This is a genomic window from Photorhabdus sp. RM96S, from assembly GCF_042879335.1.
In the GTDB taxonomy this organism is placed as follows: Bacteria; Pseudomonadota; Gammaproteobacteria; order Enterobacterales; family Enterobacteriaceae; genus Photorhabdus; species Photorhabdus kayaii.
In genome coordinates this window covers 32082-48232 of record NZ_JBHFKT010000032.1, presented here as the reverse complement: position 1 = coordinate 48232, position 16151 = coordinate 32082, and the positions used below count along the sequence as shown (strand labels likewise).

Below are 16151 nucleotides of genomic sequence, written 5' to 3'. Positions count from 1 at the left end.
CCGAGTAAAAAACATCAGCGAGAACAAAACCACTGATAACATAACCCACTGATATATCATTGAATTATTATCAGCATACTAGAGAGTTATGCCATTACAGTTGATGGAGCACGAAAAGCCAATGGCATTTCAGCTTCATCTTCGAAAGTAGTCAGCTCCCATGCACTTTCTTGCGCCAGAACTGCCTGCAATAGTTTATTGTTCAACGCATGACCAGATTTGAACGCAGTAAATGCGCCAATGATGTTATAGCCACACATAAACAGATCACCAATTGCATCCAGCATTTTATGGCGAACAAATTCGTCTTCAAAACGCAAGCCATCTTCATTAAGCACACGATAGTCATCAACAACAATCGCACAATCAAAGCTGCCACCTAAACACAACCCTTTAGATTGTAAGTACTCAATATCACGCATAAAGCCAAATGTACGTGCACGACTGATTTGACGAACAAACGCTTCTGCCGAGAAATCCAGACAGTAACTTTGAGTGCTTGAATCAATCGCAGGGTGATTGAAATCAATAGTGAAATCCAAGCTGAAACCATTATAAGGTGCCATCTCTGCCCACTTATCCCCCTCCTCCACACGCACGGTTTCCTTAATACGCAGGAATTTTTTAGATGTGTTCAGCTCTTCAATACCCGCATCCAGCAGCAGGAAAACAAACGGGCTGGCACTACCATCCATAATGGGAATTTCTGGCGCATCAACTTCGATAATAATATTATCGATACCTAACCCCGCAAGCGCTGCATTCAGGTGCTCAACCGTTGAGATTCGCACGTCATGCTCATTTACCAGGCAAGTACAAAGCATAGTATCACGCACGGATTTTGCATCTGCCGGAAAATCAACCGGTGGATTCAAGTCAGTGCGGCGATAGATGACCCCGGTGTTAGCCGGTGCTGGGCGCATTGTTAGCGTGACTTTTTTGCCGGTATGTAGACCGACACCAGTCGCCTGAACAATACGTTTAAGTGTCCTTTGTTTGATCATCGTTTTATCTCGCAATGTTATCCATCCTGCCAACCACTATACACTATGATTGGCGGGCAAGTTTAGCACAAAAAGCGGAGAATCCAATTTTTTAGCTATTAATCGGCCTGTTTACGCAAAAATGCAGGAATATCCAAATAATCGGGCTCCTTGCTAGTTTGTACGTTTTGGTCATTCACCACTTTTGCTGCTGGTTTATTTTCTTCAGACAATGAAGACATACCGCCAGGCATTTGCTGATGACGGTGTTCCATTACACTTGACTGAGAAGACTTATTGGTAACCAACGTAATTTCAGGGCGTTTATCCATACCAATACCCGTGGCAACCACAGTCACACGCAACTCATCATTCATGTCTGGATCCAAAGAAGTACCGATCACGACGGTTGCATTATCAGATGCAAATGCACGGATCGTGTTACCCACTGTTTCGAACTCATCCAAACGCAGATCAAAGCCAGCAGTAATGTTAACCAGAACACCACGAGCGCCTGACAAGTCGATATCTTCCAGCAATGGGCTGGATATCGCCATCTCAGCAGCTTCTTCCGCACGATCTTCACCCTGCGCAATACCGGAACCCATCATAGCGTAGCCCATTTCGGACATCACGGTACGCACATCAGCAAAGTCAACATTCATTAGACCTGGACGCGTGATCAGTTCAGCGATACCCTGAACCGCCCCTTTCAAAACATCATTAGCTGCGCCGAAAGCGTCCAGTAGTGAAATGCCGCGGCCAAGTACTTTTAACAGTTTGTCGTTAGGGATAGTAATCAATGAATCCACATGCTTGGACAATTCAGTGATCCCTTGTTCGGCAAACGCCATACGTTTCTTACCTTCGAAATTGAAAGGCTTAGTCACCACAGCAACTGTCAAAATTCCCAGCTCTTTTGCAATCTCAGCCACCACAGGCGCGGCGCCAGTACCGGTACCACCGCCCATACCGGCAGCGATAAATACCATATCCGCACCATCAAGCGCAGTACGCAATGCATCCCGATCTTCTTGAGCAGCAGTACGACCAACCTCCGGGTTTGCACCCGCCCCCAAACCTTTAGTAATACCATTACCAATCTGGATAGTCTGGCCGACAGCAGTTTTACGCAATGCCTGAGCATCCGTATTTACTGCAAAGAATTCAACACCTTCGATGCGTTCACGCACCATGTGCTCAACAGCGTTACCGCCGCCGCCGCCGACGCCGATGACCTTAATCACCGCGTCATTGGTTAATTCTATTGGTTCAAACATAGTTTCTCTCCGCTTTATGCCTTTATATCGAGACTAAAAATAGATGTAGTCTCTGTATAAAATTAAAACTCTTTTTTCAGCCAGCTACTGACTCTCTTAAACCAACGGCTCACTGAAACATGTTTTTCAATATCCGCATCACCATTAAGATGAGAGGCTTTTCCGTAATGCAGCAACCCTACCGCTGTTGAATAATAGGGTTGCTGCGCATAGTCCGTCAGACCAGTAATATTAAGAGGTTGACCGATACGCACCTGAGCATGGAACACACGCTGAGCGCATTCAGCCAAACCATCAATCTGAGCACCACCGCCAGTCAAGACAATACCCGCAGCCAGATGGTGTTTAACCCCCTGCTGGCGTAACTGTTCCTGCAATCGCAAGATTTCATCATTCACTAAATTCAGTAATTCGATGTAACGCGGCTCAATGACTTCAGCCAACGTCTGACGCTGTAAGCTACGTGGTGGGCGTCCACCGACACTAGGTACCTCCACACTTTCATCTTTGCTGACCAACGAACCTAGTGCACAACCGTGGCGTACTTTTATCGTTTCCGCATCGCTTGGTGGCGTACCAAAGGCATAAGCAATATCACTGGTGACAACGTTACCGGCATAAGGAATAACTTTGGTATGACGCAGCGCTCCGCCGGTATACACCGCAATATCCATCGTCCCTCCGCCAATATCTACCACGCAAACGCCCAATTCACGCTCGTCTTCGGTCAAAACAGCATAGCTGGCAGCCAACCCGGAAAAAATAAGCTGATCGACTTTCAAGCCACAGCGTTCAACGGCTTTTGCAATATTCTTCGCCATATCATTATGACAGGTAATCAAGTGAACTTTCGCCTGCATACGCACACCGGAAAGCCCCACCGGATTTTTAATGCCTTCCTGATAATCGATAGCATATTCTTGCGGAATAACATGCAGTATTCGGTATTCATCACGTACACGAACTGATTTGGCAGTATGAACAACATTGTCCACATCTTCCTGAGTAACTTCCTCTTCGGAAATAGGAACCATCCCGATTTCATTCTGACAACTGATATGTTTTCCAGATAACGCCAGATAAACAGAGGAAATTTGACAATCTGCCATCAATTCAGCCTGATCGATAGCCCGCTGTACACATTTAACAACCGACTCTAGGTCGTTTACACCGCCTTTATCCATACCACGGGATGGACAGCTTCCCACCCCGATAATATTAACCATACCATCGGGCAGAATTTCACCAACAAGGGCAGATACCTTTGCTGTGCCAATCTCTAGGCCAACTACTAATTTTCTGTCCGTCGATTTGATCATCGTTGTTCTGCCTGCCTCATATAATTATTGCCAGTAATTGTTTATTGCCCTTTGACCGGAGCATTAGGATCACCCATTGGTAAAGATGCCCAACCTACCGCGGCACCACTGTCATAACGCAAATCCACATAATCTACCCTTTTCTCTGTGTTCTGCTGTAACAGCGGATAAAGCTCGATAAAACGTTTAATACGGCCTGTTGCATCCATTCTTCCCAGCTTTAGCTGGATACCATTATCCAGAGTCAGTTGCCAGGAACGACGCGCAGTCATTGCCGCCGCTTTTAATTTCAGTTTATTGGCAGCGAGAAGTTTAGCCATGGCTCGGTAACCATCAAGTACTTCTTTTTCACTGCCTTGTGGGCCATAAAGCATCGGGAAATACCCTTTAGCTCCCCATTCAGCCGGAATGCTGAATACCTGACCTTCGGCATCCAGCATCTGTGTGTCATTCCAGCGCACATAAGGGATATATTCTACCAGATGAATTCTCAGTTCATCAGGCCACTGTTTGCGGACAGTGACTTGCCTTATCCACGGCATCCGTTCAATTTGTTGCTGAATGATATTCACATCCTGCGTCATGAAAGTTCCCGGTTGCCCTAATGACAAAATTGCTTGCCGGATATCATCGTTGGTAGTGTAGTGACGCTCACCCGTTACCACCAATTTTGAAATAGGCAATCTGTTAGCATCTTTCATCCAGTTAAGGACGGCCAAACCTCCCCAAATAATGGTCCCAAGTACCATCAGGAAGAAGATAAGCCCTGCCAGATAAGAGCCGTTACTAGGACGGGAACTGCTATTTTCATTATCCCGTCCCCTCACTTTCAGGGCCGCTTGAGACATATCAATCAGCCAACTCCAAAATCTTTACCACCAACTGTGAAAAACTTAATCCAGCCTGACGCGCAGCCATCGGCACCAAGCTGTGACTGGTCATCCCCGGAGAGGTATTCACTTCCAACAGATAGAAATCACCATCAGTATCCATCATGACATCAACTCGCCCCCAACCACTGCATCCAACTGACTGATAAGCTTTAAGCGCCAGTTCTGTCAATTGCTGCTCTTTTTCATCACTTAAGCCACTTGGACAAAAATATTGTGTTTCTTCAGACCAATATTTTGCATCATAGTCATAAAAAACAGCAGCGGGTTGAATACGAATAGAAGGTAAAGCCGCATCACCAAGGATGGCTACTGTGTATTCCGGGCCGTTCAACCATTTTTCTACCAGCAAGTCAACGTCATAACGAAACGCTGCCTCTAATGCGCCACGCAACTCTGAAATCTCATCAACCTTAGTCATACCAACACTGGAACCTTCCAGACTTGGCTTAACAATTAATGGCAAACCTAAATCTGCTACATATTCTTGGAGTTGAGAATCAGTCAATCGTTCAAATTGCTGAGAATTAATTGAAACATATGGCGAAACAGTCAACCCAATTCCCTGCCATAACTGTTTTGTACGCAATTTATCCATTGACAGTGCAGAGGCCATCACGCCACTACCGGTATAGGGTAACTGCAAAAATTCCAATACACCTTGCAAAGTACCGTCTTCCCCACCACGCCCATGAAGCGCGATAAAGACTTTCTCAAATCCAGCTTCTTTAAGTTGAGTCACAGGAAAATCTTTTGTATCAACTGGATATGCATCAATACCCGCTTCTCTCAATCCAGCCAACACGGCTTGTCCCGATAACAGCGAAACTTCACGCTCAGCGGAAGTTCCGCCCAACAGTACCGCGACTTTCTCAGCCATTGTGTTTTTCCTCATTCAAAGATGGCTGTAATTTCGTTTCAGCCAGATTACGCGCTATTTTGCCTATATTGCCGGCCCCTTGAACCAGAATTAAATCATTACCATCCAGCACCTGTGCCAATGCAGCGGTCACCTTTGCCGGATCAGAGACCAAAATCGGATCTAACTTACCGCGGCTACGGATAGTACGGCACAACGAACGACTATCTGCCCCCGGAATAACCACTTCACCCGCAGAGTAAACATCCAACATCAGCAATACATCTACCTGATTCAATACATTGGCAAAGTCATCGTACAAATCACGGGTACGGGTATAACGATGAGGTTGAAATATCATCACAATCCGTTTATCCGGCCAGCCCGCGCGAGCGGCTTTAATGGTTGCATCCACTTCCGTTGGATGATGACCATAATCATCAACCAACATCGCACTGCCACCTTTGCCGTTAACATGTTCCAGAGGAAAATTCCCCAAAAAATCAAAACGGCGCCCGGTTCCCTGAAAACCTGCCAACGCAGCCAAAATATCACTGCCAGAAATCCCTTCCTCAGTCGCAACAGCCACTGCTGCCGCCGCATTCAGCGCATTATGGCGGCCCGGTGCATTCAATACGACTTTCAGATCTGCCATATCTTGACGACTAACAGTAAAATATCCCTGAGCACCTTTTTGCTGATAATGGGTGATACGTACGTCCGCGTCCTCACTAAAACCATACGTCGTGATATAGCGCCCAACACGAGGAATTAACTCTTTGGCAACCGGATCATCAATGCACATGACTGCACGCCCGTAAAAAGGTAGGTTGTGCAAGAAGTTGATAAACGTCTGTTTCAAGTTTTCGAAGTCACCATGATAGGTATCCATATGGTCTGCTTCGATATTCGTAATGACCGCCACCATCGGCTGCAAATGCAAGAAAGAAGCATCACTTTCGTCAGCTTCCGCAATTAAATAACGGCTACTGCCAAGACGAGCATGCGTTCCTGCTGCTTTAACTAAACCACCATTAACAAAAGTGGGATCTAAACCAGCCTGTGCATAGATGCTAGAAATCATCGCTGTTGTTGTCGTTTTACCGTGAGTCCCGGCAATAGCAATACCATGACGGTAGCGCATCAGTTCTGCCAACATCTCTGCTCTGCGAATAACCGGAATTCGGGCCTCACGAGCAGCAACAATTTCCGGGTTATCCGCCAAGATTGCGCTTGAAGCCACAACAACACTGGCATCCAGTATATTTTCAGGACGATGATTAAAATAAATCTGAGCGCCCAACTTAGTCAGTTGACGAGTTACCGGGTTTGGTGCCAAATCAGATCCACTAATCTGATAACCTTCATTAGCCAACACTTCGGCGATCCCCCCCATGCCAGCACCACCAATGCCAACAAAGTGGATGTGCCTGACTTTTCTCATCTCAGGCACGAAAACTCTTAATTTCGCCAGTTGTTGTGTATTCACGTTTTCTTCTTCACTATATATGTTTGCTTCACCGCCCCTTTTAAGGCGGTCTAAATCATTTTTTTGCCGCATCGATTAATGCCGCCGATACTCGCTCAGTTGCATCAACAATTGCTGCTGAACGGGCTTTTACCGCCATTTCCAGCAATTGTGGCCGTTGCCATTGAGTTAATAATTCGATTACTGCATCAACCGTAAATTGGGGTTGCTCCAATATTCTTGCTGCGCCAACCTTTTCTAGAGGTAACGCATTCCAGTATTGCTGACGATCTTTATGCTGAAATGGCACAAAAATCCCAGGTAATCCCGCCGCTGACACTTCACTAACCGTCAACGCGCCAGAACGACAAATCACCACATCAGCCCAAGCATAAGCTTGTGCCATATCGTCAATAAATTCAGTAATCTTATGTTCGCATTTAACTGAATTGTCATAGGCATTCTGAACACTCTCTTTAGCCCCTTTGCCTGTCTGATGCCAAAGAGTAATTTTATCACCCATACGGGCAGCAATTTCAGGCATTGCCTGGTTAAGAATTCTCGCCCCCTGACTGCCACCAACAACCAGAACTCGAATCGGACCTTCACGCCCTGCCAAACGTTGTTCAGGTACAGGCAGTGTCAACACATCTTCGCGAACAGGATTGCCAACAACGGGCGCTTTTGGAAATGCGCCGGGAAATGCTTGTAAAACAGTCGTAGCGATTTTAGCCAGCCACCGGTTTGTCAGCCCGGCAATACCATTCTGTTCATGCAATACAACCGGAACACCGCACATCCACGCAGCAACGCCGCCGGGACCAGAAACATATCCCCCCATGCCAAGCACGACATCTGGCTGATAGCGACGCATAATCGCCTTTGCCTGACGGATTGCTTTGAAAATTCGGACCGGGGCAGCCAACAATGCTTTGATCCCTTTACCTCGCAGACCAGAAATCTGAATAAATTCAATATCAATGCCATGTTTTGGCACTAAATCGGCTTCCATACGATCCGCTGTTCCCAACCAGAGAACGTCCCAGCCCTGGTCTTTTAAATGATGAGCTACAGCCAGACCCGGGAAGACATGTCCTCCAGTTCCACCTGCCATCACCATCAAACGCCGGGTTTTGCCACTCATCGGGGGCTCCTTACAAACGCTTGAGCTTTTGCCAAGCGTGTTTCAAAATCAATTCTTAATAGCAATACGATAGCTGTCGACATAATCAGCAAACTTGAACCACCGTAACTAATCAAAGGTAAAGTCAAACCTTTAGTCGGTAACATACCTGCGGCGGCCCCAACGTTAACCAGAGCTTGGAAACTAAACCAAATACCCACCGAACAAGCCAGAAAACCCGAAAAACGCTGATCCATTTGTAATGCGCGGCGACCTATCGTCATTGCGCGAAAAGCGACGAAGAATATCATTAACAACACCAAAACCACACCTACGTAACCTAATTCTTCTGCCAAAACAGAGAAAATAAAGTCAGTATGTGCTTCCGGCAGGTATTCCAGTTTCTGTACTGAATTTCCTAGTCCTTGCCCTAAAAACTCCCCTCGACCAAAAGCCATCAAAGATTGCGTTAATTGATAACCTTTGCCGTATGGATCTTCCCAAGGGTCCAGAAAGGAAGTTACACGGCGTATACGGTAAGGTTCAGCAATGATTAACAAAACCACCGCGAATACCCCTGAACCAATAATTGCTAGAAACTGCCATAATTTTGCCCCGGCCAGAAATAGCATTGCCAACGTTGTTACAAACAGTACAACCACTGTTCCCAAGTCAGGTTGAGCCAGAAGTAACACTGCTAACACGACCATCACGCCCATTGGCTTACAGAATCCCCAAAAGTTATTCCGCACTTCTTCTACTTTGCGCACCAAATAACTGGCGAGATAGCAAAATAGAGAAAGTTTCGATAACTCAGCAGGTTGAATTCTCAAAGGCCCAATGGCAATCCAACGCGATGCACCATTTACTGAATTTCCCACCACCAGGACAACCAGCAACAAAATAATGGAAATAAGCAGCATCAGATTGCTATAGCGTTGCCAGAAATCCATCGAGATACGCAATGTAATCAATGACAACCCGAAAGCCAGCAAGAGATAAATCGCATCACGCTTAGCAAACAGAAACGGATCTTCTGCAAGACGCTGCCCAACCGGCATCGATGCTGATGTCACCATAACAAAGCCGATAATTCCTAATCCGAGTGTCAGCCAAACCAGTGTGCGATCATACAACACCATATTGGTGGCATCAGTTTCACGGCCACCAATAACCCAGTCTTTTAATCTACTGAATCCCGGAATAGACATCAGCCCAACTCCTTTGCCAAGCGGGTAAACTCATGACCACGCTGTTCAAAATTACGGAACTGATCAAGGCTTGCACAAGCAGGAGATAACAGCACCATGTCACCAGCCACCAGACGCGGAGCAATATCACGTATCGCCTGTTCCATAGTTTCAGTCAATATCGCTATTTCCGGGCGGAGTTGAGCCAACTGTTTTCCATCCCTACCAAAGCAGTAAAGCTGAACTTTATTCCCGCTCAGGAAAGGTTTAAGCGGAGAAAAATCTGCCGACTTACCATCACCACCTAATAGCAAATAAAGCGAGCCCTCCAGGTTCAGACCATCAAGTGCCGCCACCGTACTGCCAACATTGGTCGCCTTAGAATCGTTAATCCAACGCACCCCGTTGTTCAGACGAACAAGCTGGAAACGGTGGTCAAGTCCCGGATAAACCGTCAATGTTGCCAAACTGGCTTCACGAGGAATACCAACCGCATCAGCTAAAGCCAATGCAACCAACCCATTGACGTAGTTATGTCGTCCAGTCAGCTTAATTTCATTTGTCGCCAGCAGTGATTGGTTGTGAACTTTCAAAAAGGCATTTTCACTATCAAGCTGGTAGTCACCACAATCGACACCAAAGCTGACACAACGGCTATCCATACCCGTTTCAGGCAGTGTCAGGGGATCTTGAGCATTCACAATGCATCTTTTCGCCTGACGATAAATCCTCAGTTTAGCCGCCCGGTACTGAGATACCCCCTGAGGATAACGATCCATATGGTCCTCAGTCACATTAAGCACAGCGGCGGCTGTTGCGTTCAGGCTATATGTAGTTTCCAACTGGAAACTGGAGAGCTCTAAGACATAAAGCTGACAAGATTTCTTCAACAATTCTAATGCAGGTAGGCCAATATTACCGCCAACACCCACCTGCCAATTAGCCGCTTTCGCCATTTCACCGACAAGACTGGTAACGGTACTTTTACCATTAGAACCCGTAATAGCGACTATCGGGGCTGTTGCTTCACGGCAAAACAACTCGATATCACCAACAATTTCAATACCTGCATTAGCCGCAGCCTGCAATTCCGCCGTTGCCAAAGCAACGCCTGGGCTTACAACAATCAAGTCAGTATCCATCAACCAGCCAACATTCAGGCTTCCACTGTGACACTCAACACCAGCGGGCAGTTTATCCTTGCCGGGTGGTACCGCACGAGTATCTATCACACGAGGGATCACCCCTCGTGCCATAAAAAAGTCAACACAGGAGAGACCCGTCAGCCCCAACCCGATAATGACGACTTTTTTACCCAAATAATCTGCCATGATTAACGTACCTTCAATGTTGCCAAGCCAATCAGCACTAGCATCAGAGAAATAATCCAAAAACGCACAATAACACGCGGTTCTGGCCAGCCTTTCAATTCATAATGATGGTGAATAGGTGCCATACGGAAAATACGCTGCCCGCGCAGTTTAAAAGAACCCACCTGTAAAATAACTGACAGGGTTTCCACCACAAATACACCGCCCATAATCACCAGTAGAAACTCTTGGCGTAGCAACACAGCAATCGTCCCCAGTGCACCACCTAATGCCAAAGAGCCCACATCTCCCATGAAAACCTGAGCCGGATAAGTGTTGAACCACAAGAAACCTAGTCCTGCGCCAACAATCGCAGTACAGACGATAACCAGCTCACCAGCATGGCTCAGATAAGGGATATGCAGATAGTTAGCAAAATTGACATTACCTGTCGCCCATGCCACTAAAGCAAAACCAGCGGCAACAAAAACGGTTGGCATAATTGCCAAACCATCCAATCCGTCAGTCAAATTCACTGCATTACTGGTTCCGACAATCACAAAGTAGGTCAACAGAATATAAAGCACACCCAGTTGCGGCATCACATCTTTAAAGAATGGCACGACCAATTGTGTTGCCGGAGTATCTTTACCGAAACTGTACATTGCAAACGCTACCCCCAATGCCAGGACGGACTGCCAGAAATACTTCCAACGGGCAATCAACCCCTTAGTATCTTTGCGCACAACTTTGCGGTAATCATCCACGAAACCAACAATGCCGTAACCAATCAGCACAATCAGCACGCACCAAACATAGGGGTTATTCAAGCGCACCCACAACAGTGTAGAAATCGTAATTGAAAGTAAAATCAGCAAACCACCCATCGTCGGCGTACCACGTTTGCTAAAGTGAGATTCCGGCCCATCATTGCGAACAACCTGCCCAATTTGTAATTTTTGCAGAAAGGCGATCATACGCGGCCCCATCCACAATGCGATAGCCAAAGCAGTCAGCAGGCTGACGATAGCCCTAAACGTCAAGTAAGAAAAGACGTTAAAGCCGGAGTGATATTTGACCAAATATTCGGCCAGCCAAACTAACATGTAAAGCTCTCCTGTAATGCGTGGACAACATCTTCCATTGTGGTATTACGCGAACCTTTAACTAACACTGAAAAGACTTTGTGTTGTTGTAATAGTGGAACTAATGTTGCGATCAATGCAGCTTTATCCGCAAAATGCTGACCACAACCGCTCGCTTCACTAACATGAATACTTAATTCGCCCACACTGAACACACTATCGATACCGCTAGAAGCTGCGGTTTCACCAATCTGACGATGGTAATCTGCTGACTGTTCACCCAATGCCCCTATATCGCCAACAACTAGTACTCGGTAACCCGGCATCTGTGATAACACCTGAACTGCAACGGTCATTGAACCGACATTGGCGTTATAAGTATCATCAAGCAGCAATTTTCCTTCTGCCAGATTGATTGGAAACAACCGCCCTGGTACCGCTTTCAGCTCAGACAAGCCCAAACGGATATCTCGCAGGGTTGCGCCAACAGAAATGGCTAACGCACTGGCCGCTAACGCATTGGCGATATTGTGTTTTCCAGGCAACGGCAAATTGATTTCTGTGCTACCAATAGGCGTATGCAGACAAAAATCCGTAGTCAGTTGTTTAACCTGAACATCTGTAGCGTAAAAATCAGCACCTGATGCTTGTTGCATGGAAAAACGCTGTACTGTTTTGTCGCCAATAACCTGCTGCCAGTGAGTCCAATCATTGCTTTCCATATTGATAATGGCCGTACCTTTCTCTGAAAGACCGGTAAAAATCTCGCCCTTAGCTTTTGCAATACTCGCCAGAGAGCCAAAATCCGCTAAGTGCGCAGCAAACAGGTTATTAATTAACGCTGTTTCTGGCAGGGTCATTTTTGCGGTATAGGCAATTTCACCAACATGACTTGCACCTAATTCAACCACAGCAAACTCATGTTGTTCTGTCAGCCTGAACAATGTCAGCGGCACACCGATATCATTATTCAGATTACCTGCGGTATAGAGCGTGTCACCACATTGGCGCAAAATCGCGGCGGTCATCTCTTTTACCGATGTTTTGCCGGACGAACCCGTCAACGCAACAACACGGGCATTACTCCGCTGGCGAACCCAACTCGCTAATTTACCCATGGCTAAACGAGTATCTTTAACCACTACCTGTGGAAAGTTAATATCCAATACGCGGCTGACAAGCAAAGCACTGGCACCAGCTTTGGCTGCATCAGCACAAAAATCATGAGCATCAAAACGCTCACCTTTCAAGGCAATAAACAAACTGCCATTTCCAACCTGACGGCTGTTAGTAGTCACATCACTAATACAAATATTTGCTGCCTGCTGCTCAGTAACCTGATTCAATACGCCATCCGTTACTTGTGCCAGTTGTTGCAGAGTAAGGGAAATCATGCAATCACCCCCAGTAACCGAGCAACAGTCAACCGGTCTGAGTAATCCAAGCGACGATGGCCTACCAATTGATAATCTTCATGGCCTTTACCCGCTATCAATACAACATCATCTGCTTTTGCCTGCATAATAGCGTTGGTTACCGCTTCAACACGGCCATGAATCGTTATCGCACCTCCCGGATCAAGAAAACCCGTTAAGATGTCAGTAACAATTGCCTGTGGCTCTTCATTGCGCGGATTATCATCTGTAACAATCACATAATCGGCCCACTGTTCTGCAACGCCCCCCATCAATGGGCGTTTACCTTTATCACGATCACCACCACAACCAAAAACGCACCAAAGTTTACCCTTACAATGTAAACGTGCGGCTATCAAAGCTTTCTCCAGCGCATCAGGTGTGTGAGCATAATCAACGACGACAACGGGTTTATCCGGTGCCGAGAATACTTCCATTCGTCCACAGACAGGTTCCAGGCAGGAAGCTGTTGCAAGCAGTTTTTCCAGCGGATAATCCAGAGCTAATAAGGTGGAAAGCGCCAACAACAGGTTGCTGACATTAAATGCTCCCATCAGGGCACTATCAATTGTACCGCCTCCCCAACTGGACTCGAAGGTAATGGATACCCCTTTATCGTGATACTTTATTTCACGCGCCGCTAACCAACGCCCCTGCCAATTTTCCGGCAGACAGTTTTCCATCGTCACAGCAACCGCTTGCGGTAAACGGGACAACCATTTCAATCCAATATCATCATCAGCATTAATGATTTGTTGTTTCACATTATGCGTGGAAAACAGCAACCATTTAGCTGCTTCGTAGTGCGCCATATCACCATGATAATCAAGATGATCACGGCTCAAGTTGGTAAACACTGCCGCTTCAAACGGCAACGCAGCTACACGCCCCTGAACCAGTCCATGAGAAGAGACTTCCATTGCCGCAAAAGTCGCCCCTTGCCGAACAAGTTGTTGCAAATCCAGTTGAATATCAACAGCCGAGCCTGTGGTATTTTCACTTGGCGCCACATGCCCCAGTAAACCATTACCGACAGTTCCCATCACGGCACTGGTTTCCCCCAATCCGTGACTCCACTGAGCAAGTAATTGGGTAGTGGTTGTTTTACCATTGGTTCCGGTTACACCAATCAAGTGCAACTTATCACCAGGGTGACAATAAAACTCACCAGTTAACTGTGACAACTTATTATTCAAATCGTTCACATAAACAACCGGAACACCGTGCATAATCTGTACGGTTCCGCTATTGGCCTCGCCCTGGGCTTCTGCAATAACCGCCGCAACCCCTTGTGCGATGGCTTGAGGAATGTAGTCTCGACCATCTGCCTGGTGCCCTTTAATGGCAACAAACAGATCTCCGGCAGCCGATTTACGGCTGTCCAATGTCATTTCGCGTAACGCACGCACTGGGGCGTCAATACCCAATGGCGCAAGTAAATCGCGTAGATTACGATCTGCCACCTGTATCCTCTTTCTTATTAATCACAAATTCGTTTTTATCACCTGCCGCCAAAGCATCTGGCTCCACATTCATGATGCGTAGAACACCCCCCATGATGGTGCCAAATACTGGCGCAGAAACCGCACCACCGTAATACTTACCTGCCTGTGGCTCATTAATAATCACAACCAGAGCAAACCTTGGGTTACTTGCAGGGGCAACCCCTGCGGCGTAAGAGATATATCGATTAATGTACTTGCCATCCGGCCCGACTTTCTTCGCAGTACCCGTTTTGATTGCAATCCGATAACCTTTTATTGCGGCCGTTACTCCGCCGCCACCGGGCAAAGCCACACTTTCCATCATATGAACGACCGTACGCATAATTGGCTCAGGAAAGACTCTGGTGCCTGGTACGGGTGGATCAACTTTGGTAATCGACAGGGGACGATAGATACCCATGCTGCCAATCGTTGCATAGACCCGTGCTAACTGTAATGGCGTAACCATCAACCCGTAGCCGTAAGAAAAGGTAGCCCTATCAAGATCTGACCACCGTTGTCTGTTTATTGGATATAAGCCACTGCTTTCTCCGACCAACCCCAGATTGGTCGGTTTTCCCAACCCAAAACGAGAATAAACATCCACTAACTCTGTCGCAGGCATCGCTAACGCCAGCTTAGAAACACCAACGTTACTTGATTTTTGTAAGATACCAGTGATAGATAATTCAGAATAACGGCCTACGTCTCTAATTTCCTTGCCGCTAATCCTATAAGGTATTGTATTAATAACGGTATTTTCTTTGACAATACCATCATTCAGCGCAGCCATGACCACCATAGGCTTAACAGTGGAACCTGGCTCTAAAATATCGGTGATAGCACGGTTACGCATTACTTCTTTGGGCGTATTGATACGATTATTTGGGTTATAAGATGGGCTGTTTGCCATTGCCAGCACTTCTCCGGTATTAACATCTACTAATACTGCTGTACCGGATTCTGCTTTATTAAAGGCCACCGCATTGGTTAATTCGCGATAAACCAGCGCCTGTAAACGTTCATCAATACTCAATACCAGATTGTGTGCCGCCAGACTATCCACAGATGAAATATCTTCGATGACACGGCCAAAGCGATCTTTACGTACAGTCCGCTCACCCGGTTGCCCCGTCAACCAACGATCAAAACTTTTTTCTACGCCTTCAATACCCTGACCATCAACGTTGGTCACGCCAATAATATGTGCCGTTACCTGACCTGACGGATAATAACGCCGGGATTCCTGACGCAAATAAATTCCCGGTAATTTCAGTTTATGAATATAATCGCCAACTGATGGGTTAACCTGACGCGCTAAATAAACAAAACGGCCTTTTGGATTAACGCTAACTTTGTCAATAAGCTGTTCAAGAGGCAAATTAATAGCATCAGATAAAGCTTTCCAGCGGGTATCACCCGTAATTCCCCCTTGTTCAAATACCTCTTTCGGATCTGCCCAAACAGCATTTACTGGAACGCTAACAGCCAGAGGTCGGCCCATTCGGTCACTGATCATACCGCGAGCGGTAGGGACTGATTGCACGCGCAGGGAACGTAAATCACCTTCTTTAACCAGTTGATCAGGATTGATGACCTGCAAATAAGTCACTCTCAGCAATAAGGCAATTAAAGCTACAGCAATCCCCCCGCATAACAAAGCAAAACGCCAGCTAACAAAACTGGCTTTTTTATCTTCTTGCCTTTTTAACTTCACGGGGCGTGCTGCTTTCATCTCTTACCTT

General features: G+C 46.5%; 13 protein-coding genes. All 13 read right to left on the bottom strand.

The annotated features are described in order from the left end of the window. Nucleotides 1-86 precede the first annotated feature (86 nt). On the bottom strand, nt 87-1004 hold the full coding sequence (gene lpxC, locus ACGF49_RS17915) for a UDP-3-O-acyl-N-acetylglucosamine deacetylase (protein ID WP_113043342.1): 918 nt from the start codon (nt 1002-1004) through the stop codon (nt 87-89). Between the two features lie 98 nt (nt 1005-1102). Further along, nucleotides 1103-2263 carry a cell division protein FtsZ gene (gene ftsZ / locus ACGF49_RS17910; RefSeq protein ID WP_113043343.1) on the bottom strand — a complete coding sequence of 387 codons (1161 nt, stop codon included), beginning with the start codon at nt 2261-2263 and terminating at the stop codon, nt 1103-1105. A gap of 62 nt (nt 2264-2325) precedes the next feature. Continuing rightward, the gene (ftsA, locus tag ACGF49_RS17905) at nt 2326-3582 is read right to left on the bottom strand and encodes a cell division protein FtsA (RefSeq protein WP_011147813.1); all 1257 of its coding nucleotides are present in this window, start codon (nt 3580-3582) and stop codon (nt 2326-2328) included. A 41-nt stretch (nt 3583-3623) separates the two neighbouring features. Then, nucleotides 3624-4430 (bottom strand): cell division protein FtsQ, encoded by an 807-nt coding sequence (ftsQ, locus tag ACGF49_RS17900; RefSeq protein WP_113043344.1) that lies wholly within the window; start codon nt 4428-4430, stop codon nt 3624-3626. A 1-nt stretch (nt 4431) separates the two neighbouring features. After that, nucleotides 4432-5352 carry a D-alanine--D-alanine ligase gene (locus ACGF49_RS17895; RefSeq protein WP_113043345.1) on the bottom strand — a complete coding sequence of 307 codons (921 nt, stop codon included), beginning with the start codon at nt 5350-5352 and terminating at the stop codon, nt 4432-4434. Next, nucleotides 5345-6820, bottom strand: coding sequence for a UDP-N-acetylmuramate--L-alanine ligase (murC, locus tag ACGF49_RS17890; protein ID WP_113043366.1), 1476 nt, complete (start codon nt 6818-6820; stop codon nt 5345-5347). The genes ACGF49_RS17895 and murC overlap by 8 nt, the downstream gene beginning before the upstream one ends. A 55-nt stretch (nt 6821-6875) precedes the next feature. Next, nucleotides 6876-7943: an undecaprenyldiphospho-muramoylpentapeptide beta-N-acetylglucosaminyltransferase gene (gene murG, locus ACGF49_RS17885; protein ID WP_113043346.1), complete on the bottom strand. Its 1068-nt coding sequence runs from the start codon at nt 7941-7943 to the stop codon at nt 6876-6878. Continuing rightward, the gene (gene ftsW / locus ACGF49_RS17880; protein WP_113043347.1) at nt 7940-9133 is read right to left on the bottom strand and encodes a cell division protein FtsW; all 1194 of its coding nucleotides are present in this window, start codon (nt 9131-9133) and stop codon (nt 7940-7942) included. The genes murG and ftsW overlap by 4 nt, the downstream gene beginning before the upstream one ends. Next, the gene (gene murD / locus ACGF49_RS17875; protein ID WP_113043348.1) at nt 9133-10443 is read right to left on the bottom strand and encodes a UDP-N-acetylmuramoyl-L-alanine--D-glutamate ligase; all 1311 of its coding nucleotides are present in this window, start codon (nt 10441-10443) and stop codon (nt 9133-9135) included. Before murD ends, ftsW begins: the two co-directional genes overlap by 1 nt. A gap of 2 nt (nt 10444-10445) precedes the next feature. Continuing rightward, nucleotides 10446-11528: a phospho-N-acetylmuramoyl-pentapeptide-transferase gene (gene mraY, locus ACGF49_RS17870; RefSeq protein WP_011147820.1), complete on the bottom strand. Its 1083-nt coding sequence runs from the start codon at nt 11526-11528 to the stop codon at nt 10446-10448. After that, nucleotides 11522-12901, bottom strand: coding sequence for a UDP-N-acetylmuramoyl-tripeptide--D-alanyl-D-alanine ligase (murF, locus tag ACGF49_RS17865; RefSeq protein WP_113043349.1), 1380 nt, complete (start codon nt 12899-12901; stop codon nt 11522-11524). Before murF ends, mraY begins: the two co-directional genes overlap by 7 nt. Further along, nucleotides 12898-14385: a UDP-N-acetylmuramoyl-L-alanyl-D-glutamate--2,6-diaminopimelate ligase gene (gene murE / locus ACGF49_RS17860; RefSeq protein WP_113043350.1), complete on the bottom strand. Its 1488-nt coding sequence runs from the start codon at nt 14383-14385 to the stop codon at nt 12898-12900. Before murE ends, murF begins: the two co-directional genes overlap by 4 nt. Then, complete coding sequence (locus ACGF49_RS17855; protein ID WP_113043351.1) at nt 14372-16141, bottom strand: peptidoglycan glycosyltransferase FtsI; 1770 nt, start codon at nt 16139-16141, stop codon at nt 14372-14374. Before ACGF49_RS17855 ends, murE begins: the two co-directional genes overlap by 14 nt. Nucleotides 16142-16151 lie beyond the last annotated feature (10 nt).

Bases quoted from the DNA above. Each gene is read 5' to 3' on its own strand.
- ACGF49_RS17895 (WP_113043345.1), bottom strand. From the start codon at position 5,352: ATGGCTGAGAAAGTCGCGGTACTGTTGGGCGGAACTTCCGCTGAGCGT.
- murF (WP_113043349.1), bottom strand. From the start codon at position 12,901: ATGATTTCCCTTACTCTGCAACAACTGGCACAAGTAACGGATGGCGTA.
- murG (WP_113043346.1), bottom strand. From the start codon at position 7,943: ATGAGTGGCAAAACCCGGCGTTTGATGGTGATGGCAGGTGGAACTGGA.
- ftsZ (WP_113043343.1), bottom strand. From the start codon at position 2,263: ATGTTTGAACCAATAGAATTAACCAATGACGCGGTGATTAAGGTCATC.
- ftsW (WP_113043347.1), bottom strand. From the start codon at position 9,133: ATGTCTATTCCGGGATTCAGTAGATTAAAAGACTGGGTTATTGGTGGC.
- mraY (WP_011147820.1), bottom strand. From the start codon at position 11,528: ATGTTAGTTTGGCTGGCCGAATATTTGGTCAAATATCACTCCGGCTTT.
- ACGF49_RS17855 (WP_113043351.1), bottom strand. From the start codon at position 16,141: ATGAAAGCAGCACGCCCCGTGAAGTTAAAAAGGCAAGAAGATAAAAAA.
- ftsQ (WP_113043344.1), bottom strand. From the start codon at position 4,430: ATGTCTCAAGCGGCCCTGAAAGTGAGGGGACGGGATAATGAAAATAGC.
- murD (WP_113043348.1), bottom strand. From the start codon at position 10,443: ATGGCAGATTATTTGGGTAAAAAAGTCGTCATTATCGGGTTGGGGCTG.
- lpxC (WP_113043342.1), bottom strand. From the start codon at position 1,004: ATGATCAAACAAAGGACACTTAAACGTATTGTTCAGGCGACTGGTGTC.
- ftsA (WP_011147813.1), bottom strand. From the start codon at position 3,582: ATGATCAAATCGACGGACAGAAAATTAGTAGTTGGCCTAGAGATTGGC.